The 20594-nt window shown below is 63.7% G+C and carries 20 protein-coding genes and 1 tRNA gene; 3 read left to right on the top strand and 18 right to left on the bottom strand.

Annotated features, from left to right (window positions below):
- Window positions 1-121 precede the first annotated feature (121 nt).
- From PHS32_RS17015 to PHS32_RS17060, 10 genes are all read right to left on the bottom strand, one after another.
- Entirely contained in the window at window positions 122-1492 is a 1371-nt protein-coding gene (locus PHS32_RS17015; RefSeq protein WP_301080256.1) for a tetratricopeptide repeat protein, read from the bottom strand.
- 3 nt (window positions 1493-1495) lie between these two features.
- A complete protein-coding gene (locus PHS32_RS17020; RefSeq protein ID WP_301080257.1) occupies window positions 1496-2902 on the bottom strand; it encodes an amidase in 1407 nt (468 codons plus the stop codon).
- Window positions 2893-4386 carry an ABC transporter substrate-binding protein gene (locus PHS32_RS17025; RefSeq protein ID WP_301080258.1) on the bottom strand — a complete coding sequence of 498 codons (1494 nt, stop codon included), beginning with the start codon at window positions 4384-4386 and terminating at the stop codon, window positions 2893-2895. The genes PHS32_RS17020 and PHS32_RS17025 overlap by 10 nt, the downstream gene beginning before the upstream one ends.
- 78 nt (window positions 4387-4464) lie before the next feature.
- On the bottom strand, window positions 4465-5451 hold the full coding sequence (locus tag PHS32_RS17030) for an oligopeptide/dipeptide ABC transporter ATP-binding protein (RefSeq protein ID WP_301080259.1): 987 nt from the start codon (window positions 5449-5451) through the stop codon (window positions 4465-4467).
- Complete coding sequence (locus tag PHS32_RS17035) at window positions 5448-6431, bottom strand: ABC transporter ATP-binding protein (RefSeq protein ID WP_301080260.1); 984 nt, start codon at window positions 6429-6431, stop codon at window positions 5448-5450. Before PHS32_RS17035 ends, PHS32_RS17030 begins: the two co-directional genes overlap by 4 nt.
- Window positions 6432-7301 carry an ABC transporter permease gene (locus PHS32_RS17040; protein ID WP_301080261.1) on the bottom strand — a complete coding sequence of 290 codons (870 nt, stop codon included), beginning with the start codon at window positions 7299-7301 and terminating at the stop codon, window positions 6432-6434.
- On the bottom strand, window positions 7298-8248 hold the full coding sequence (locus PHS32_RS17045; RefSeq protein ID WP_301080262.1) for an ABC transporter permease: 951 nt from the start codon (window positions 8246-8248) through the stop codon (window positions 7298-7300). Before PHS32_RS17045 ends, PHS32_RS17040 begins: the two co-directional genes overlap by 4 nt.
- Before the next feature lie 140 nt (window positions 8249-8388).
- Window positions 8389-9528 (bottom strand): tartrate dehydrogenase, encoded by a 1140-nt coding sequence (locus tag PHS32_RS17050; RefSeq protein WP_301080263.1) that lies wholly within the window; start codon window positions 9526-9528, stop codon window positions 8389-8391.
- Between the two features lie 81 nt (window positions 9529-9609).
- Entirely contained in the window at window positions 9610-10530 is a 921-nt protein-coding gene (locus PHS32_RS17055; RefSeq protein WP_301080264.1) for a LysR substrate-binding domain-containing protein, read from the bottom strand.
- 44 nt (window positions 10531-10574) lie between these two features.
- A complete protein-coding gene (locus PHS32_RS17060) occupies window positions 10575-11060 on the bottom strand; it encodes an Lrp/AsnC family transcriptional regulator (protein WP_301080265.1) in 486 nt (161 codons plus the stop codon).
- A 74-nt stretch (window positions 11061-11134) separates the two neighbouring features.
- Here PHS32_RS17060 and ilvB point away from each other — a divergent pair, with 74 nt between their 5' ends.
- Window positions 11135-12943: a biosynthetic-type acetolactate synthase large subunit gene (gene ilvB, locus PHS32_RS17065; RefSeq protein ID WP_301080266.1), complete on the top strand. Its 1809-nt coding sequence runs from the start codon at window positions 11135-11137 to the stop codon at window positions 12941-12943.
- Window positions 12944-13073: 130 nt separating this feature from the next.
- Entirely contained in the window at window positions 13074-13346 is a 273-nt protein-coding gene (locus tag PHS32_RS17070) for a YfhL family 4Fe-4S dicluster ferredoxin (protein WP_301080267.1), read from the top strand.
- A 19-nt stretch (window positions 13347-13365) separates the two neighbouring features.
- Here the strand turns inward: PHS32_RS17070 and PHS32_RS17075 are convergent, their stop codons facing one another.
- The 8 genes from PHS32_RS17075 to PHS32_RS17110 form a co-directional block, all read right to left on the bottom strand.
- Window positions 13366-13779 (bottom strand): hypothetical protein, encoded by a 414-nt coding sequence (locus tag PHS32_RS17075; RefSeq protein WP_301080268.1) that lies wholly within the window; start codon window positions 13777-13779, stop codon window positions 13366-13368.
- Window positions 13780-13812: 33 nt separating this feature from the next.
- Entirely contained in the window at window positions 13813-14427 is a 615-nt protein-coding gene (gene pth, locus PHS32_RS17080) for an aminoacyl-tRNA hydrolase (RefSeq protein WP_301080269.1), read from the bottom strand.
- Between the two features lie 134 nt (window positions 14428-14561).
- A complete protein-coding gene (locus PHS32_RS17085; RefSeq protein WP_301080270.1) occupies window positions 14562-15287 on the bottom strand; it encodes a 50S ribosomal protein L25/general stress protein Ctc in 726 nt (241 codons plus the stop codon).
- Window positions 15288-15410: 123 nt separating this feature from the next.
- Entirely contained in the window at window positions 15411-16388 is a 978-nt protein-coding gene (locus PHS32_RS17090; protein ID WP_301080271.1) for a ribose-phosphate pyrophosphokinase, read from the bottom strand.
- Between the two features lie 90 nt (window positions 16389-16478).
- Window positions 16479-16555: transfer RNA gene (locus PHS32_RS17095), tRNA-Gln, on the bottom strand.
- Between the two features lie 14 nt (window positions 16556-16569).
- Window positions 16570-17433: a 4-(cytidine 5'-diphospho)-2-C-methyl-D-erythritol kinase gene (ispE, locus tag PHS32_RS17100; protein ID WP_301080272.1), complete on the bottom strand. Its 864-nt coding sequence runs from the start codon at window positions 17431-17433 to the stop codon at window positions 16570-16572.
- Window positions 17434-17474: 41 nt separating this feature from the next.
- Entirely contained in the window at window positions 17475-17981 is a 507-nt protein-coding gene (locus tag PHS32_RS17105) for a lipoprotein insertase outer membrane protein LolB (protein WP_301080273.1), read from the bottom strand.
- 5 nt (window positions 17982-17986) lie between these two features.
- A complete protein-coding gene (locus PHS32_RS17110) occupies window positions 17987-19723 on the bottom strand; it encodes a tetratricopeptide repeat protein (protein WP_301080274.1) in 1737 nt (578 codons plus the stop codon).
- A gap of 39 nt (window positions 19724-19762) precedes the next feature.
- On the opposite strand from PHS32_RS17110, the gene mutM reads away from it, so the two are divergent.
- The gene (gene mutM / locus PHS32_RS17115; RefSeq protein ID WP_301080275.1) at window positions 19763-20578 is read left to right on the top strand and encodes a bifunctional DNA-formamidopyrimidine glycosylase/DNA-(apurinic or apyrimidinic site) lyase; all 816 of its coding nucleotides are present in this window, start codon (window positions 19763-19765) and stop codon (window positions 20576-20578) included.
- Window positions 20579-20594 lie beyond the last annotated feature (16 nt).

Raw genomic sequence — 20594 nt, forward strand, 5'->3', positions numbered from 1 at the left:
AAACCGGCTCGATTACCAACCAAAGACCGGGCTATGCCTGCAAAACGTCCACTTGAGCCCTACCCAGCACCAAAATCAACGCAAATCTGGTCATACAGTGGAGCTGCATGAAATATGCGGGCTAGCGGCTGACTGCTTCTGGCGCTATGCCCAGCGCGGTATAAACCTGCCGCGCCTGGCGCTGCAGCCGGGTTGATTCGGGTTGACCACGCAGACGCTGTTGCACCAGATGCTGGGCGCCCACCCATTGGCCGCTGCGGACCAGGGCGTCCAGATGGATCTGTTCGAACAGATCGCGCTGCGCATGGCTGCCGCCGATTTCCATCAGGCGCGGCAGCGCGCTACCCAGCTCCTGCACGGCACGGCTGTAGTCACCGTCGGCATGCGCCAGCAGGCCGCGGCTGGCTGGTATGCAGACCTGTTGCCAGACCCGTTTCGAGTCGCTGTCGGCCGGCGTCGCCTGGCCATGGGCAAAGGCTTCGATGTTCTGCATCAAGGTCTGGGCCTGGGGCCGTCCAGCACGCGCCAGACCATAGAGGTATTGCATGTCCAGAAACGGCAGCACGTGGTCGTCCAGCCGCAGCGCCAGATGGTCGGCCACATCCTGCCAGCGCTCGACTACGTCAACGCCGGCCAACTCCAGCCGTGCCAGCAGCGAGACGGCTCCGATCTGGTCCTGCGAGTAGTCCTTGACGACGCCCCAGACCTGCTGGTCGTACAGCCGCAGCACTTCTTCATGTTGGCCCAGTTCCAGCGCAAACACGGCCAGGTGCCACCAGTTGTGCGTGACCATGAAAGAGTTCAGGGCGGTCCAGGTCGGGCTGACCTGGCGCATGAAGGCCAGACCCTCGGTGAGGCGGCCCTGGGTCAGCATCACGTGGGCCAGTGCGTGCTGGGCCCAGGGTTCCTTGTGGCACAGGTCCAGGGCGCGGCGTGCCGCCGCCTCGGCCTGCTCCAGCAGGTGGCATTGCTCCCAGGCAAACGCCGCCATGCCGTGCAGGTAAGGCACGTCCGCCGCCGCCGGCAGGGCGGAGAGCGCCAGCCTGAGCATGCCCGGTGAATTGCCGACATTGAACATGTGGTACTGGCCCAGCTTGAGCGAAGCCAGATCGCGCGGAAAGTCGCGCGCCTGCTGCTCGTGCAGCCGGATCGCTTGAGGTATATCGCCGTCGACCCAGGCCGCCACGGCCGCCACAAATCCCTGTTCGCGCTGTGTGATGCCGCGCGAAGCGCCAAGGCCCGCCAGCGCGCGCTGGATGTAGGGGCTGGCATTGAGCACTGCCGTGCCGGACTCTGCGAACATGTGCAGCGCGGCGCAACAAGCCTGCACCAGCGGGCTGTGGTCGGTGGCCGCCACGCGCAGGATGTTGGCGACCCGTGCTTCGCAGGAAATGAAGCCTTCGACAAAGTCGTTGAGCGCCGCCAGGCTGGTGGCGTCGTCCAGCGTGACGGGGTTGCCCAGGCTATCGGTCAGCAAGCTGGCACCGGGCATGGCTCAGGCGCCGGGCGGACTGGGCCAGGGCCGTTGCGGGTCGCGCAGCAACTCGAAGGCGTGCGCCAGTTGCAGCACGCCCAGGTCGTCGAAGCGTCGGCCGGCGATCTGCAAGCCGATCGGCAGACCCGCTTGCGTATAGCCGCAGTTGATGGAGGCGGCCGGTTGCTCCGACATGTTGTACGGCACGGTGAAGGCGATGTGCTCCAGCGGACGCAGCGGGTCGTCGGTGGGCGAGGGCAGTTCGGCCGCAAAAGCCGGCATCGGCGAGGTCGGCGAGAGCACGAAATCGAAAGGCTGGCAGGCCCGCACGGTGGCCACGCGGGTGGCGTGAAACTGGCTGAAGGCGACGAAGGCCTGCGGTCCGCTCAGGCCGGCGGCGCTGTCGGCCCATTGCTGGATATAAGGCAATACCGTGGCCCGCTTGTCGTCCGGCAGAGCCGCCAGATCGATGTGCGAGCGCAGGCGCCAGGCGTGGTCCATGCCGTCCAGCATGGCCGGCGTCAGGAACGGTGCCATGACCTCGACGCTGGCCCCGGCACGCTCGAAAATCTGCGCGGCATGCTCGACGGCGGCGCGCACCTCGGGCTCCACCGGCAGTCCGCAGCCGGCGTCCAGCAACAAACCGATTCTGAGACCGCGCAGCATCTCGACGCCGCGGTCGAACTGGTCCCAGGCAATGGCCTGGTAGGGCAGGCTCATGCTGTCGCGCGCATCCGGCAGCGACAGCACCTGCATCATCAGCGCGGCGTCGGCCACGCTGCGTGTCATGGGGCCGGCGGCGCGGCCGGTGTAAGGCGGGTCGATCGGGATGCGGCCCAGGCTGGGCTTGAGGCTGAAGATGCCGCACCAGCCGGCCGGCAGGCGCAGCGAGCCGCCGATGTCGGTGCCCATGTGCAGCGGGCCGTAGCCGGCCGCCGCCGCGGCGCCGCCACCGGCGCTGGAGCCGCCGGGTGTCTTGCTGACATCCCACGGGTTGCGCGCCAGCGCATGAAAGCTCGACAGGCCGCTGGAGAGCATGCCGTAGTCGGGCATGGTGGTCTTGCAGACCATCACGGCGCCGGCCTCGAACAGGCGCGCCGGCGGCGGCGCATCGGCGGTGGCCGGCGTCAAGTCGGTGGCCAGGGTGCCCAGCGGCACCGGGTCGCCCCGGGTCGCCAGGTTCTCCTTGATGGTGACCGGCACGCCGTCCAGCGCGCCGCAAGGCGCGCCGCGCTGCCAACGGGCCTCGGAGGCGCGCGCCTGGGCCAGCGCATGCTCGGGGCGCAGCAGGTAGCTGGCGTGGATATGCGGCTCCCAGCGGTCGATCTGCGCCAGCACCGCTTGCGTCACCTCCACCGGCGAGAGCTCGCGCCGGCGGTAGGCCGCGATCAGTTGCGAGCCGCCCAGCTCATGCAGCTTCACGACCATGACAGCGCTGAAATGTCATTGACAAACACCGGCATGTCTTTCCACAGCCCTTTGAGGTTCTTGTTGGCCACCGTAATCCATTGCGGCTGGTACAAGAAGCCGTGCACGGCGTCGTTGGCCAGCAGGCGCTGCGCTTCGCCCAGCAGCTTGGCGCGGTCGGCGGCGCGTGGCGCGTTCTGGATCTTGTCGAACAAGGCGTTGAATTTGGCCGATTCGTAACCCCAGTAATAACCGGGCTTGGCGAAGTTGCCCAGGTCGAACGGCTCGACGTGCGAGATGATGGTCAGGTCGTAGTTCTTGTTGGTGTAAACGCCGCTGAGCCACTGGGCCCACTCGACGTTTTCAATCTTGGCGATGATGCCGATCTTGGCCAGTTGCGCCGCGATCACCTCGCCGCCCTGGCGCGCATAAGGCACCGGCGGCAGCTTCAGGCTGAGCTCCAGCGGCGTCTTGATGCCGGCCTCGGCCAGCAGGCTCTTGGCTTTCTCGATGTTGAAGGGGTTGACACCGGTGGTGTCGACAAAGCCGAAGGCGCCCGGCACATAGTGGCTGCCGATCGGCACGCCGTAGCCGTCGGCGGCGCCTTCGATGACCGCTTTGCGGTCGATCGCGGCGGCAATGGCGCGGCGCACCCGCACGTCATCGAGCGGTTTCTTCTTGTTGTTGATGGCCAGAATGGTCTTGGCGCGCGAGCCGCTCACCACCACCTGGAACTTGCTGTTGGTCTTGAATTGCACCACGCTGCGCGGCGTCACGCGCGGGAAGGCGTCGACGTCGCCGGCCAGCAGGGCCGCCACCTGGGCCGCCGGGTCGCTGATGAAGCGGAAGGTAACTCGTCTGATTTTCGGGCTGGCAGCGCCGTGGTAGCCGTCCCATTTGCTCAGCGTGACGGAAGAGCCCTTGGCCCAGGCGCTCAGTTGGTAAGGGCCGGTGCCCACCGGTTTGGTGGCGTTGCCGTCGGCGCTCTTGGGTTCCACGATGGCGGCGGTGGCCTGGCCCATCAGGAACAGGAAGTCGGGGTCCAGCGCCTTGTTCAGAATGACCACCGTGTAGTCGTCGATCGCCGCCACGCTTTCCATGCTGGCGAAGGTGCGTTTGTCCTTGTTGGTGCTTTTCTCGGCGGCGGCGCGCTCGAAGGAGAACTTGACGGCCTTGGCGTTGAACGGCTCGCCGTTCTGAAACTTGACGCCCTTGCGCAGTTTGAAGGTGTAGGTTTTCAGATCGGGCGACACTTCCCAGCTCTCGGCCAGCAGGGGCGAGACGCTGCCGTCGCTGTTGATCTTGGTCAGGGTCTCGAAGATGTTGTACTGGACGATCTCGGCGATCGCGGAGGCCGCACCGGCGGTCGGATCGAGGCCCGGCGGCTCCAGCGTCATGGCCAGCACAACGCTGTCCTTTTTTCCCTGGGCTGCGGCAGCCCACGGCAGTGCCGCCAGTGCGGCGCCGCTGGCGGCGGAGGTGAGGACGTGACGACGATTGATCATGATGACTTCTCCTGTGAAAAAAAGGGTTGGGTACCGAAATCTTGCGCAACAACAGGGCGAACAATACCATTCCTGATACTAGGTATCAGGCATAAGCTCAGAACCAAAATGACAGGCTACCTGGTGCCCGGCGCCTATCGCCCTGAGTTCCGGCCGCTGGGCGTCGCACTGCGCCTGCGCCTGCGGGCAGCGCCCGGCATAGGGACAGGCGCTGGCGGGATGCGCTCGCGCAGCGACCAGGGGGCCGCGCTTTCTGGCCGCCGCAGCGGCACTGGGGGCGACGCGGGGCACGGCGCTCAGCAAGGCCCGGGTGTAGGGATGGGCGGCGGCGCGGAACAGCGTCTCCGGCGAGCCCTGCTCCACCACCCGCCCCAGGTAGATCACGGCCACTTCCTCGCACAGATAGTCGACCACCGCCAGATCGTGGCTGATCAGCAGGTAGGTGACGCCAAACTCGCTGGCCAGATCCTGCATCAGGTTGAGGACCTGGGCCTGCACCGACACGTCCAGCGCGCTGACCGGTTCGTCGGCCACGATCAGCTTGGGGCGCGTGATGAGAGCGCGGGCGATCGCCACGCGCTGGCGCTGCCCGCCGGAAAACTCATGCGGGTACTTGTCCAGATCGTTGCTGCGCAGACCGACCGAGGTCAGCACGTCGCGCGCCCGGGTGCGCATGTCGGCGCCGCTGCTGCCGCCCAGCGCGGCCAGCGGTTCCGTGACGATGCGCTCCACGGTCTGGCGCGGATCGAGCGAGCCATAGGGGTCCTGAAACACCATCTGGAAGTCGCGTCGCGCCGCACGCAAGGCGGCCGGGCTGAGCCGATTGAGGTCCTGCCCGAGGAACTCAACGCTGCCGCTGCTGGGCGGCTCCAGCGCCATCACCAGGCGCGCCAGGGTCGACTTGCCGGAGCCGGACTCGCCGACGATGCCCAGGTTCTTGCCGCTGCTCATGCGCAGGCTGACACCGCGCAGCGCCTGCACCTGGGGTGGCGCACCCCACAGGCGCTCGCGCGGCAGCGCATAGTTGCGCGTGACCCGGTCCAGCTGCAACAGGGGCGTAGTCATGCCGGCGCTCCGGTCGGGACGGCGTCCAGGCGCAGGCAGCTGGCCTGATGCGACTGGCCCAGATCGGTGGGCGCCGGCAAGGTGTTGGCGCAAGCTGCAATGGCCAGTGGGCAGCGCTCGAAAAACGGGCAACCGGCGGGCAGGTCGACCAGTTCCGGCACGCTGCCCTCGATGGTGGTCAAGCGCCTGCCGCGCGCCGCGCCCAGCTGTGGCCGCGCGCCGAACAGACCGCGCGTATAGGGGTGCGCCAGACGCTCGAAAACCGCTTGCGTCGGACCGCTCTCCACCACGGTGCCGCCGTACATGACCAGCATGCGCGACACATTCTGGGCGATCACACCCAGGTCGTGCGAGATCAGGATCAAGGCCATGCCGCGCTCCTGCACCAGCTCGCTGATGAGGTCCAGGATCTGGCCCTGGATGGTCACGTCCAGCGCCGTGGTGGGTTCATCAGCGATCAACAGATCAGGCCCGCAGGCCAGTGCCATGGCAATGGTGATGCGCTGGCGCTGGCCACCGGAAAACTGATGCGGGTAGGCATCGAAGCGGCGCGCGGCGTCCGCAATGCCGACCCGGTCCAGCAGGGCAATGGCTTGGCTCCGCGCTGCCTTGACGGAGGCGCCGCGGTGCAGTAGCAGCGGCTCCGCCACCTGGTGCCCAATGGTGTGCACCGGGTTCAGCGCCGTCATCGGCTCCTGAAAAATCATGCCGATGCGGTCGCCGCGCAACTGCCGCAGTGACGCATCGTTCATGCCCACCAACTGCTGCTGCTCGAAGCGGATGCTGCCGGTGACGACGGCGCGCTCCGGCAGCAAACCCATCAGCGCCATCGCGGTGATCGATTTGCCGCAACCCGACTCTCCGATCAGGCCCAGCGTCTCGCCGCGTTCCAGTTTGAAACTGACGGCGCGAACCGCCTTCGCCGGACCGCGCTGGGTCTGCAACTGCACGCACAAATTATCAACTTCAAGCAAGGCCATTTATCGCTTTCGGGCCAGACGGGGGTCCATCAGGTCGCGCAGGCCGTCACCCAGCAGGTTCAGGCCCAGCACGGCCAGGGCAATCGCCAGGCCGGGGAACACCGCCAGCTGCGGTGCCTGGAACAACAGCGTCTGGGCCTCGGCCAGCATGCGGCCCCAGGAGGGCTGCGGCGGCTGGGTTCCCAGACCCAGGTAGGAGAGGGCGGCTTCGGCCAGGATGGCCAGCGCAAACTGGATGGTGGCCTGCACGATCAGCGCCGACAGGATGTTGGGCAGCACGTGTTCGATCGTGATGCGCCAGGGCCCCTTGCCGCAGGCGCGCGCCGCCAGCACGAACTCGCGCGACCAGATGGCGTTGGCGCTGGCGCGCGTGATGCGGGCAAAAGTGGGGATGTTGAAGATGCCGATGGCAATGATGGAGTTGACGATGCCGGCGCCGAACACGGCGGTCATCATGATGGCCGACAAAATGGCGGGAAAGGCGAAGGTGAAATCGGCCAGCCGCATGATCAGTTCCTCGACCCAGCCGCGCCGCGCTGCCGCCAGCAGGCCCAGTGCGGTGCCCACGCTCAACCCGATGCCGACGGCGATCACACCGACCAGAATCGAGTTGCGTGCACCCACCAGCAGCAGCGAGGTGACGTCGCGGCCGAACGGATCGGTGCCCAGCCAGTGATGGGCGTCGGGCAGTTGCAGTTTGGCCGCCATGTCGATTTCATAGGGCGACCAGGGCGTCCAGATCAGCGACAGGGCGGCCGCCAGCAGCAGCGCCAGCGTCAGCACGGCACCGATCACGAAGCTGCGGTGGGTCAGCGCGCGTGCCACAAAGGTGACTGGCAGGCGGGCCGTTGTTGCGCTCGGCTGACTCATATGTCGCTGGCCTTGACGCGCGGATCGATCACGGCATACAGCACGTCGACCACAAAGTTGACGACGATCACCATGGCCGCCAGCAGCATGACGCAATTGCGCACCACGATCAGGTCCCGGTTCGAGATCGCCTGGAAGATCAGCCGCCCCAGTCCGGGCAGGTAGAAGACGTTTTCAACCACGATGGTGCCGGCCAGCAAATTGGCAAATTGCAGCCCCATCACGGTCACCACCGGAATCATGGCGTTGCGCAGCACATGGCCCCACAAGGTGGCGTTCTGCGACAAACCCTTGGCGCGCGCGGTGCGCACAAAGTCCTCGCGCAGTACTTCCAACACGGCCGAGCGGGTGATGCGCGCCAGGATGGCCGCTTGCACCACGGCCAGCGAAACCGCCGGCAGCAGCAGCGATTTGAGGGCCTGCGCAACACCTTCGTCCCAACCGGGGAAGCCGCCGGCCGAAAACCACTGGAGTTGCACCGAGAACAGCAGGATCAGCAAAATGGCAAACCAGAAATTGGGCACGGCGATACCGACCTGGGCCAGACCCATCATGCCGACATCGCCCAGGCGGTTGTGGCGCGAGGCCGCGTAAATGCCCACCGCCAGCGCCAGCACGGTGGTCAATAGCATGGCCATCAAGGCCAGCGGCACCGTCAGGGCCAGTCGTTCCAGCACCAGATCCAGCACCGGGCTGCTGTAGGTATAGCTCAGCCCCAGGTCACCCACCAGCAGCCCGCTGACCCATTGCCAGTAACGCTCCAGCGGCGGTAGGTTCAGCCCCAGCTTGACAGCCAGTGCCTGCACCGCTTCCGGCGAGGCGTCCGGACCCATCAAGATCTGGGCCGCATTTCCCGGCAGTATCTCCAGCACCAGGAAGATCACCACCGAGGCCCCCAGCAAGGTGGCCAGCAGCGTGGTCAGGCGTTTAAGAAGAAATAAACCCATGGAAACGGTTCAGGTCGGCAGGTCGCGCAATACAGGGAAGGAAATACGAAGTCCCCGCATTATCGGCTGCTCAGGTCCCGCTCGCAGGGCGCGAAATAGGGATGGCGGCGGCCCGCCGAACGACCTCATGGGAGCGGTCTTCATGCGCCGGCCTGGCTGGCTTCGTCCCGGTAGGCCGGTCGCGCTGCCAGGCAGTCGGCGATGGCCCGGCCCACTTCTGCGGTGCCGGCCGTGCCGCCCATGTCACGGGTGCGCGGGCCGTCGGCCAGCACGGTCTCGATCGCCTCGACGATGGCTTGCGCGGCGGCGGCATAGCGCGGCCGACCCTGGCCCAGGTGCTCCAGCATCAGCGCCGCCGACCAGATCTGGCCGATCGGATTGGCCACGCCCAAACCCGCGATGTCGGGCGCCGAACCGTGCACCGGCTCGAACAGGGACGGGTATTTGCGCTCGGGATTGAGGTTGGCGGACGGTGCGATGCCGATGGTGCCGGTGCAAGCCGGACCGAGGTCGGAAAGAATGTCGCCAAACAGGTTGGAAGCCACCACCACGTCGAAGCGGTCCGGGTGCTGGACGAAGTGCGCCGTCAGGATGTCGATGTGGTATTTGCTGGCGTGCACTTGCGGGAAGGCCTTGCCGATTTCGGCCAGGCGTTCGTCCCAGAACGGCATGGTGACCGAGATGCCGTTCGATTTGGTTGCCGCCACCAGATTCCTGCGCGGCCGGCTTGCCGCCAGTTCGAAGGCAAACTTCAGGATGCGATCGACCCCGGTGCGGGTGAAGATGGAGTCCTGGATCGCAATTTCCCGCTCGCTGCCTTCGAACATGCGGCCACCTACCGTGGAATACTCGCCTTCGGTGTTTTCACGCACCACGATGAAATCGATGTCGCCGGGCCGGCGATGGGCCAGCGGGCTGGGCACGCCGGGCATCAGGCGCACCGGGCGCAGATTGACGTACTGGTCGAACTCGCGCCGGATCTTGAGCAGCGAACCCCAGACCGCAACATGGTCCGGTACCTTGTCCGGCGCGCCCACCGCGCCGAAATAGATCGCCTCATGTCCGCCCAGGCTCTCCTTCCAGTCGTCGGGCATCATTTTGCCGTGCCGCTCATAGTAGCCGCAGCACCAGTCGAAGTGCTGGTACTCGAAGGCAATGCCGAACTTGCGGCTCACTTCGTCGAGTACCCGCAGGCCCTCGGGAACGATTTCCGGTCCGATGCCGTCGCCCGGAATGACGGCGATGCGGTGCGGTTTTTGGGGGCTGGCGTGAACAGGCATGGCAGTGTCGCGTTGGAAGTTGTGGCGACTTTAGACAGGGCCGGCTGGACTGTCTATTTGCATTTCTGGAATCCGGGTCTTCTAATTTGGCGAACCCCCCTGGGCTTCGCTCGTGCTCAGCGGCCGCTTGAGCAGGTGTTCCACCAATTTGCGGGTCGGCAAGGGCATGGCTTCCTCGCGCACGCAAACGAACATGGATCTCTCGGCCCAGGCGTCCGTCAAGGCCACGAAGCGCAAGGCCCATTCGCGCCGGAAACGCTGCACCACGCCCTCGGGCAGGATGCCGATGCCAAAGCCCGCTTCTATCATCCGGCACACCACCTCGAAGCTCCTGACCTGAATCCTGAGTCGCAAGGGCTTGCCGGCCGTTGCCGCTGCCGCTTCCATGGCGCGGTGGATATTGGTGTTGCTCTCAAGGCCAATGATGTCGTAGTCCAGCAAGTCGGCGAACTGGGCCTTTTTCTTGCGCCAGGGATGCTGGCGCGGCAGTATCGCCACCAGCCTATCGGCGCAGTAAGGATAGGCGCGCAGCCCGGCAAGCTGGGCCGTTCCGGTGACAATGCCGACATCGGCCGAGCCTTCGCGCAAAGTCTGCAGAATGTCGCGGCTCACGTACTCCCTGATTTCGAGCTTGATGTCCGGATACTGCTGGCTGAACGTTGCCAGTTCGTCGGGCAGCGACTGGCCCATGGCCGAGACGTTGGCGCGCAGACGGACGTGGCCTTTGGCACCCTGGGCGTAGTCGGTGAGTTCGGCCCGCATCTGGTCGATGTCGCGCAATAGCTGCCGGACGTGGGACGCCAAGGCCTGCCCGGCACCGGTCGCTTCCACCCCGGTCGGCTTGCGGTGCAGCAGGGCGACGCCGAACTCCTCCTCCAGCAGACTGATGCGGCGACTGGCGGCCGATAAAGCGATGTGCGATTGCTGCGCCGCCCGCGACAGACTGCCGCTGTCGACCACTTTCAGAAAAAGGGCCAGCGAGCTGAGATCAAGACGGGTCACGGAGGCCTCATTTTGTTTCGGTATTTCGGTGTTAGATGATCAGTCTAGAGCAGCGGCGTGTCCGATTTTTTCAGCGTGCGCAGGACGAAACTCGATTTGCTGTGCCGGATGCCGGGAATCTTGTAGAGTTTTTCCCGCAGCAGGCGCTCGTAGTCGCGCGTGTCGCGCACGGCGATCCGGATGTAGTAGTCGTAGTCGCCCGAGATCAGGAAGGCCTCCAGCACTTCGGGAATGGTCTCCAGCGTGCGACCGAACTCGTACAGCGTCTGGTCGCTGTGGCTTTCCAGGTTGACCTGGACGATGACGGTGTCGCGGTAGCCCAGCTTGGCCAGATCGAGCTTCACGGTGTAGCCCTGGATCGCGCCGGCCGCTTCCATGCGCTTGATGCGGTTCCAGCAGGAGGTGGTGGACAGGCCTACTTCCTTGCCGATCTCCTGCAAGGTCTTGCGCGAGTCGGCCAGCAGGACGCGCAGGATGGCGAGGTCGAGACGGTCGAACTGTTTTTCCTCGGATTCTGTATTTGTGCTCACTTATTTTCATCCAAATTCATGAATTGACTGAAATTATGAATTATTTTCAGGCCATCAATGAATAGCATTGGTGAATGAATATGTCCTTACCAGCGCTGGCATCGGCGCCAAGTACCCGCTGTCCGTCCACCGCCACGCAGACTTTGCCCTATGGCGCGCAAATCCTGTTGCAGACCTTGATCGCCTGCGGCGTCGATACCGTTTTTGGTTACCCGGGCGGCGCTGTGCTGCCGCTCTACGACGCCTTGCACGGTGAGCCGCGCCTGCGCCATGTGCTGGTGCGCCACGAGCAGGCGGCGGTGCATGCGGCGCAGGGCTACGCGCGCTCTACCGGCCGCCTGGGCGTTGTTTTCGTCACTTCCGGTCCGGGCGTGGCCAACACCATATCGGGCTTGCTGGACGCCCTCAGCGATTCGATTCCGGTGCTGTGCATCAGCGGGCAGGTGGCGTCGCCAACCATAGGTACCGCGGCCTTTCAGGAATGCAATGCGCTGGGCATTTCCAGTCCCGTCACGAAATGGAACGTTCAGATCCGCGATGTGCAGGAGATTGCCAATCTCACGCGTCAGGCCGTGAGCGTCGCCACGACCGGGCGGCCAGGGCCGGTGTTGATCGATTTTCCCAAGGACATTCAGGGCCAGACCGCCGGCTGTGACGCCAAGCCGGCGCCGCGTCAGCCCGCTTGCGGTGTGAGCGCAGCGACCGGTGTCGTGTCGGCGCCCTTATTGCGCGAGGCGGCAGAGTTGATTGCAAAATCCCGCCGGCCGGTCTTTTACGGCGGCGGCGGCCTGATCAACTCGGGTCTGGCGGCTTGTGCGCGTTTCGCCGAACTGGTGCGCTTGATTGATGCGCCGTGCACGCTGACCCTGTTGGGTCTGGGTGCCTTCCCGGCGTCCGATCCGCGGTTCCTGGGCATGCTGGGCATGCATGGCACGCTGGAAGCGAACCTGGCGATGCACCACGCGGATCTGGTGGTCTGCGTCGGTGCCCGCTTCGACGACCGGGTGACCGGGCGGCTGAAGGATTTCTGCCCTGGCGCCGGCGTCATTCACGTCGATATCGACCCGGCCTCCATCAACAAGGTCGTCAAGACGCAAGTTCCCCTGGTGGGCGATTGCGCACAGGTTCTGGCGGCCTTGCTGCTGCAACTGAAGACGCTGGCGCTGAATCCGTCCGGCAACGGGGACTGGTGGCGCCAGATCGCGCGCTGGCGGTCCGAGGATTCGCTGCGCTACGAGCCCCAACGGGACGTCATCATTCCGCAGCAACTGATGGCCACACTGGCGGCCCGCCTGTCGGGCGTCGACGCCATCGTCGCCACAGATGTTGGCCAGCACCAGATGTGGGCCGCGCAGTACCTGCGCTTCGAGCAACCCCAGCGCTGGCTGACTTCCGGCGGCGCCGGCACCATGGGTTATGGCTTGCCGGCGGCCATCGGCGCCCAGATCGCGCATCCGGACAAGCTGGTGGTCTGCGTCAGCGGCGACGCCTCCGTCCTGATGAACATCCAGGAACTGTCGACCGCGCGCCAGCACCACTGCCCGGTCAAGCTGATCCTGTCGAACAATGCTTGCATGGGCATGGTTCGGCAATGGCAGCAGTTGCACCATGGTGCCCGCTACAGCCACAGCTATACCGAGGCACTGCCCGACTTTGTTGCGCTGGCGAAAGCCTTTGGCTGGTCAGCGCGCCGCGTCGAGCAGCCGGCGCAACTGGCGGAAGCGATGGACGCTTGTCTGTCGGCACCCGGTCCGTTCCTGCTGGACGTGGCGGTGGCGCAGCAGGAGAACTGCTTTCCGATGATTCCCGCCGGCCGGGGGCACCACGAAATCATGCTGTCCGAGCAGCGCTGGTACGACGCTGCCAGCGGCACAGTCGCATAAATCGGTCTTTCAATCCGGTCGCCTGGCATTGGCCCAGTGCGGCTGCGCTGCCGGCGCGGCGCGGAACGCCGATAATTCGATGCATGCGATTCAGACCGAATATTCTTGGCGCTGCGGCGGACGACCAACCATGGCTTTGATCATCACCGACGAGTGCATCAACTGCGATGTGTGCGAGCCCGAGTGCCCCAACGCGGCGATCTACCTGGGTCAGGAAATCTACGAGATAGACCCGCACAAGTGCACCGAATGTGTGGGCCATTTTGCCGAGCCCCAGTGTGTTCAGGTATGTCCGGTGGCCTGTATACCGGTGAATCCGCTGTTTGCCGAAAGCCGGGAAATCCTGTGGCAAAAATACCGGCGCCTGCAGCTTGAGCTGAACCCCACGCCGGCCGCTGAATAGGCCGGCGGGCCGGCCGGCATCAAGGTTTGTTGGCGTTCTTTTCCTCGGCAATCTGCGGGGGCGTTTTCTTCTTCTTCTTCTCGACCGGCGCCTTGACGAACAGGACTCTGGGCGGTCTCTTTTTCCTGGCCTTGCTGGCCGAAGCAGGGGGCGCCAGTTTCATGGCTGGCGTGTTGGCGGCAAGGTCTTTGGCTTCCTGTTGCAGGCGTGCCTTCTCCATGGCGTCGGCGATCTGGGCATCGCGTTTGCTGGCCTTATCGGTTTGCGCTTTTTGGGACTCGGTGCGCGCGTCCGCAGCGTCGACGATGACGCCACCGGGGCAGGGCGTCTGGCTGTAGCTGTTACCGCATCGATAGGTGTTTTGAGCCTTCGCGCCGGTTGAAAAAAGGATTACTGCCAGCAGAAAGATGGCATTTAACGCATGGCTTGGCATCGATGACCCCCCCCTTTTTTGATGCACAGCAGTTTACTGCGGCGGATTTTCGGGCCTGGGCGGCTTGGGCCTGGGCGGCTTGCTGGTATGCACCAGCAGCGTGGCTTTGTCCATATCCCCGGCCAGCAAGTGCGGCAAAGCCTTGAGCGAGCGCTCGATGGCCTGGTCAATCGCCAGACGGTGGTCCAGCGAAGGCTTTTTCAGCACCCAATTGACAACCTCCGACTTGATGCCCGGATGGCCGATGCCCAGGCGCAGACGCCAGTAGTCGTCGCTGCCCAACTGGGCGTGAATGTCGCGCAAACCGTTGTGCCCGGCGTGGCTGCCGCCGAGCTTGAGCTTGGCCTCGCCCGGAACAATGTCCAGCTCGTCGTGCGCCACCAGTATTTCGCGTGGCTCGATCTTGAAGAAACGCGCCAGCGCCGCAACCGATTTGCCGCACAGGTTCATGTAGGTTTGCGGTTCCAGCAACCATACCGTTTGACCGTTGACGGAGGTTCGCGCCGCCAGGCCGTGGTAGGCCTTGTCCATGACAAGAGTTGTTTTCAGTTCGTGGGCGACCGCGTCCAGCCACCAAAAACCTGCGTTGTGACGGGTCGATTGGTATTCGGGTCCGGGATTGCCCAGACCGACAAATAGCTTGATCATGTTGAACCTGGATGCCTCGGTTGACCTAGCGCCGCAGTGTAACCGTGGGCCCTGCTGGCGAATTGGAAAGGGCGCGATTCGGGAGGCAAAAAAAACGGCCCACCAAGTGGGCCGTCAGTTTGAAGTTGCGGTAATTACTTCTTGGCCGCCGGAGCTTTGGCAGCGGGTGCCTTGGCCGCCGCTGCAGCCTTGCCGGCCGCCGCCTTGGCAGCTGCGGCGGGCGCGGTTGCGGCAGCGGCAGTTGCCGCGGCTGCCGGAGCCGCCGCGTCGCCTTCGGCCGCTGGCGTTTCTTCCGTGGTGCCGGAAATCACCACCACAGAGACCAGAACCGGGTTGTTCTTGCCATGGGTCACAGCCGTCACACCCTTGGGCAGCGCGATGTCGGCCAGGTGCAGCGATGCGCCTTTCTTCAGGCCGCTCAAATCCACCTTGATGAATTCGGGCAGGTCGGCCGGCAGGCACAGGACTTCGATTTCGGTCACCACATGGTTGGCAATGCAGCCATCGGTCTTGACCGCCGGCGAGTTCTCGTCGCCGCTGTAGTGCAGTGGCACCTTCATGTGCAGTCTGGTGTTGGCATCGACACGCTGGAAGTCGATGTGCAGGATGAGCTGCTTGAAGGGGTGCATTTGCACGTCACGCAGCAAGACTTTGCTGACTTTCCCGTCGATTTCCATCTCCAGGATGGTGGAATGGAAGGCTTCCTTCTTCAAGGCATGCCAGAGGGCGTTGTGATCGATTTCGATCTGCTGCGGTTCAGCCGCGCCACCATAGACGATGCCGGGCGTGCGACCCGAGATGCGGAGACGGCGGCTCGCACCCGTGCCCTGCTTTGCGCGCTCAAAAGCGACGAATTTCATAGTTTCACTCCAGAAGGAGTCCACCGCGACCAGTGTGACTCCGATTTAAAAAAGCTCAAGGCACGTTGATGTGCATGCGGTGAGCCCACTTTTGCCCGAATCAGAAAAGGTTTTACAGAAACCTCAAAAGAGATTTTCCTGATCCGAGAACAAACTCATGACCGATTCGCCCTTGGCAATGCGCTGTATCGTCTCGGCGATCAGCGGCGCCACCGACAATTGACGGATTTTCTGGCAGGCAGACCCCGCCGCACTCAAGGGAATGGTGTTGGTCACCACCACTTCATCGAGCGCTGTGCCATTGGTGATGCGTTCGATCGCCGGGCCGGAAAAAATCGGGTGCGTGCAATAGGCATAGACCTTTTTCGCACCGCGTTCCTTCAGCACCTCGGCCGCCTTGACCAGGGTGCCGGCGGTGTCGATCATGTCGTCCATGATGACGCAGTTGCGGCCGTCGATTTCGCCGATGACGTGCATCACTTCGCTGACATTGGCCCGGGGGCGGCGCTTGTCGATGATGGCGAGGTCGCAATTGAGTTGCTTGGCCAGAGCGCGTGCGCGCACCACACCACCGACGTCGGGGGACACCACAATCAGGTCTTCGTAGTTCTTCTGCCGCAAATCGCCCAGCAACACGGGGGAGGCATAAATGTTGTCGACCGGGATATCAAAAAAGCCCTGGATCTGATCGGCATGCAAATCCATGGTCAATACGCGTGCCACACCGACGGCTTGCAACATGTTGGCCACCACCTTGGCGGTAATGGGCACGCGGCTGGAGCGCGGACGCCGGTCCTGCCGGGCGTAGCCAAAATAGGGGATGACGGCGCTGATGCGTTCTGCCGAAGCGCGCTTGAGGGCATCCACCATGATGAGCAATTCCATCAGGTTTTCATTGGTCGGCGCACAAGTGGACTGCACCACGAAGACGTCTCGCGCCCGCACGTTCTGGTTGATTTCGACCGTCACTTCGCCGTCCGAGAAGCGACCCACTGTGGCGGCACCCAGGGAAATATTCAGATGACTGGCGATTTGTGCCGCCATGCCCGGATTGGCATTGCCGGTAAAAACCATGAAATCAGGGGGTTGCGGTACCTGCATGAGTATTCCAGCGGTTGAGTGTTGATTGCGCCTGTGCGTTCAGCCTGTGGCACGCACTACACCAGTGTGAAGTACGTGCCACGAATAATTTGGCAGGGGAAGAAGGATTCGAACCTTCGCATGCTGGAATCAAAATCCAGTGCCTTAACCAACTTGGCGACTCCCCTACACGGGTTGACGGCTAACCGCCGCCAACCGACAAACTGTTGCTGGTTGCCCAGCCCACCAGGGGATGAACATCCAGACTGCTACATAGCCTGACCTGAAACGCGCTGGGTGCCTGCCCCAAGTCAACGTGTTGCGACACGGGTGCAAACACCGCGCTTCCAGAGCCCGTCATCCGGCCACTGAGTCCACGTGAGGCAAGCCATTCAAGGGCTTCGGCGACACCCGGACAAAGTCTTTGGGCAACGTTCTGCAGGTCGTTACGGCCAAAGCCGAATGGATCTGTAGCGAAGCCGGAAATTATAGCAGTCTCGCTGTCCCTTTTCAGGGCCGGGTCCGAGAAAATCAGTCCGGTATCCAGTCCCTGGGCTGGTTTAAGCACCAAAAATTGGCCTGTTGGCAAGCTGACGGGGGTTATTTTTTCCCCTATGCCTTCAACCCAGGCGTTGTGCCCGGCCAGAAAGAATGGCACATCGGCACCCAGTTGCAGTCCGATTTGGCTGAGCTGCTCCAGGGAATAATCGAGTTTCCACAGACGGTTGAGGGCTAGCAAGGTGGCTGCCGCGTCGCTTGATCCGCCGCCCATGCCGGCCTGCGTCGGAATACGTTTTTCGATGCCGATGTGAACCCCCAGCGGGCTGGCGCTGGCCCGTTTCAGGGCGCCGGCGGCACGCAGCACCAGATCTTCGACCGGCAGCACCATGCCCAGGTCTTCTCGGCTGATTTTCCCGTCGGCGCGCAGGTCGAAATGCAAGGTGTCGCACCAGTCGATCAGCATGAATACCGATTGCAGCAGGTGGTAGCCGTCGCTTCGGCGCCCCGTCACGTGCAAAAACAGGTTCAGTTTGGCCGGGGCGGATATGTCGTAAAGGGACTTCATGCTTTGCTACCTTGCGGAACGGACCTTTGACTCTGTCTGCCTCAAGGACGTTCGAATACCAGACGGAGTTCCGCCAGCGGCGCCGGCTGCGTGCGCTGGGCGGTGATCCGGCCATTGGCATGTTGCGACAGGTCGGCGCGCCAGCCGGCCACGGTCATGTTGTCGCCGGCCAGCCAGGCGAACAGGGCGGCCACCGGCACCTCGGTACCGATGGCCTGCTTGAGCAAGGCGTCCAGCGACTCGAAATGATGCAGCTCGCCATTGGAACGCAGCACCGCGGCCTGCGGTGACCAGGAGAGGGCGGCAGCGGTTGTGCCCAGCGGCGTATACAAAGTCAATTCGCCGATCCGGGCGTTGCCGATCAGCTCGAATCCGGCGGAGAAGGTTTGCGACTCGGTCTGGGGCGGGTCGGCCTCGATGCGCAACGCCAGCCGCCCGTGCCAGGGCGAAACTTCCGGCTGGCCGGCGCTGCCCGCCGCCCTCGGCACGGCGCAGCCGGCGAGCAAAAGCGTGGCCAGAATAATTGCCGCGGAAGCGACTTTCAGCACAGGTCTCACAACTTGACGCGCAGGCGTTTGAGCGTTTCCAGCAGGGTTTCGTTCTCGGCATTGATTTGCTGGCCGTCCTTCCAGGCGCTCAGTGCCTGCTCCCGCCGACCCAAGGCCCACAATACCTCGCCCAGATGGGCGGCAATTTCCGCGTCCGGCCTGGCTTTGAAGGCGTCTTGCAGAATGTGCAGCGCCTCGACCAGATTGCCGCTGCGAAATTCAACCCAACCCAGGCTGTCGGTGATGAAAGGGTCGTTGGGAGCATATTCCAGCGCCTTCAATATGAGTTGCCTGGCCTCCGCCAGGCGCGTGTTGCGCTCCGCCAGCGAGAAACCCAGCGCGTTGTAGGCATGCTGATACTCGGGTTTGCCGGCCATCACGCTGCGCAGCAGGCGCTCCATTTCATCGTAATTTCCCAGTTTTTCGGCCACCATGGCGAGGTCGTAAACAAGATCAAAATCGCCCGGGTTGCGCGAGATGGTCTGCGCCAGAAGGTCGTGCGCCAGTTTGTACTGCTTGCTGTCGCGCAGCAACTGGACCTCGGCGCTGATTTTCAGCCGCGCGTCCTCCGGCGACTTCTCCGGCTGGCTGCGAACCAGTTTGAGTGCCTCCTCGAGTTTGCCCTGGCGCGCCAGGATGGAGGCGCGCCGCAACTGGGCGTTGAGCAAATCCTCCGGGTTGTCGACCCGTTTCAGCCACGCATCGGCTTGCGCGTAATCCTTTCTTTGCTCGGCAATCTGGGCCAGCGAGAGGTAGGCCTGAACCAGCCCACGCGCGGTGTCGGCACGTACTGCGCCGGCACGTTTGGCACTCGCCAGTTCAACATACCGGTTGAACGAGCGTTCCGCCAGCGCTGCTTTGCCATCCTGCAATTCGAGCGCACCCCGTACCAGCCAGGCTTGCAGGAAGTCGGGTTTTTCGGTGGTGATGATTTGCAGTTGAGCCGTTGCCTCGGCATAGCGCTGCGTGTTCAGCAAAGCCCGCACGTATTCCATGCGCAACTCGGGCTGGGCCTGACCTTCGAGGTGCTTTTTCACAATCGCCTCGGCTTGCGGCGTTTTCGGATTCATCATTGACAAAGCCAGCAACGCCGGGCCGTCCGACTTGGGGTCCATCGCCTGCGCCTTGCGCGCGGCATCCAGGGCGCCGGTGTTGTCGCCGGCGCTGGAACGCAGGTGTCCGATGACGGTCCAGGCCGTAGCGCCCAGCGCCGGCGTTGCCAGGTAGCTGGCCAAGGCTTGTTCCACCGTGCTGGCGACAAGTTTCCGGTCGGTGGCACGCGCAAAATAGCGCGGAATGGTCAGTATGGCCGCGACGCGGTCTTTCGGGTCGGCCGCCGCTATCTCCCGTTTCAGGGGTTCCACCGTGTCGCCAATCCGGTTCATGCCAATCAAAATCTGCAACAGGTAGCGATTGGCTTCCTTGGACGCTGGCAGCGCCTGCCGCCAGGCGCGAGCGGCCTGCAGCGCGGAGTCGCCCGAGCGCCCCTGTAGCGCTATGTCGACGGCCCGCTGGTACAGCTTGCCGTCATTCGTTTTGCGCGCCGCGTCGAGCAGCAGCGAATAGGCGGCACCCAGGTCCCCGTCCCGGGCGTTGAGTTCTCCCAACAGCAGCTGGTAAAAAAGCTCACCGTCGAGGGCGGAACTCAGTGTGGGGTCGGTTTTGGCGTCGGGCGTTTGTGCGTGGGCGGCCAGCGCGCAAAAGAACAGGACAAGCAGTGAAAAGCGGTTGAAAAGCGACATCGGACCATAATAATCCATGTCCGTCCCAATTGGTTTGCCATGCCTGAATTGCCCGAAGTAGAAGTCACGCGTCTGAGTTTTGCCGATCGCATTGCCGGCGCAGAAGTGTTGTCCGTGTATTTGGGCAAGGCCTTGCGCTGGCCTTTGGGTTGTGCTCCCGCCAAGTTGGTGGGGCGAACCGTGCAGGCAGTGCGCAGACGCGGCAAATATTTGCTGGTCGATCTTGATCAGGGCTTGTTGCTGGTGCATCTGGGCATGTCCGGCAGCCTGGGTTTTGCACGGCACCTGGCGGCCCTTGGCAAGCATGATCATTTCGAGATGCGCACCAGCCACGGCACGCTTCGACTGAATGACCCGCGCCGCTTCGGTGCCGTGGTTTACGTCGCCGGCGAAGACGCGCCGCAGGCCCGCAAGTTGTTGGGAAAACTTGGCATGGAGCCCTTGTCGGACGATTTTGATGTTGCCCGGTTCCATGCCGGTCTGAAGCGCCGCAAGACAGCCATCAAGCAAGTGTTGCTGGCGGGCGACGTTGTGGTCGGGGTGGGCAATATTTACGCTTCAGAAACACTTTTTCTGGCCGGTATCCGACCGACCTTGAATGCGGCCCGATTGAGCCGGCCGCGCGTTGCCCGACTTCATGCGGCGATCCGGGACGTACTGGGGCGTGCCGTGGCCGGGGGCGGCAGTACTTTGCGCAACTTCAGCAGCGCCGCCGGTGAATCTGGCCATTTTCAGCTCGAAGCCATGGTCTACGCCAGGGCCGGGCAGGCTTGCCGGGTCTGCGGGACAGCGATCAAATCCTTGCGCCAAGGTCAGCGTTCGACGTTTTACTGCCCCCACTGCCAAAAGGCCTGAGCGTTGCGCAGTCGCG

The sequence above is a fragment of the Rhodoferax sp. genome, from assembly GCF_028714215.1.
Taxonomy (GTDB): domain Bacteria; phylum Pseudomonadota; class Gammaproteobacteria; order Burkholderiales; family Burkholderiaceae_C; genus Rhodoferax.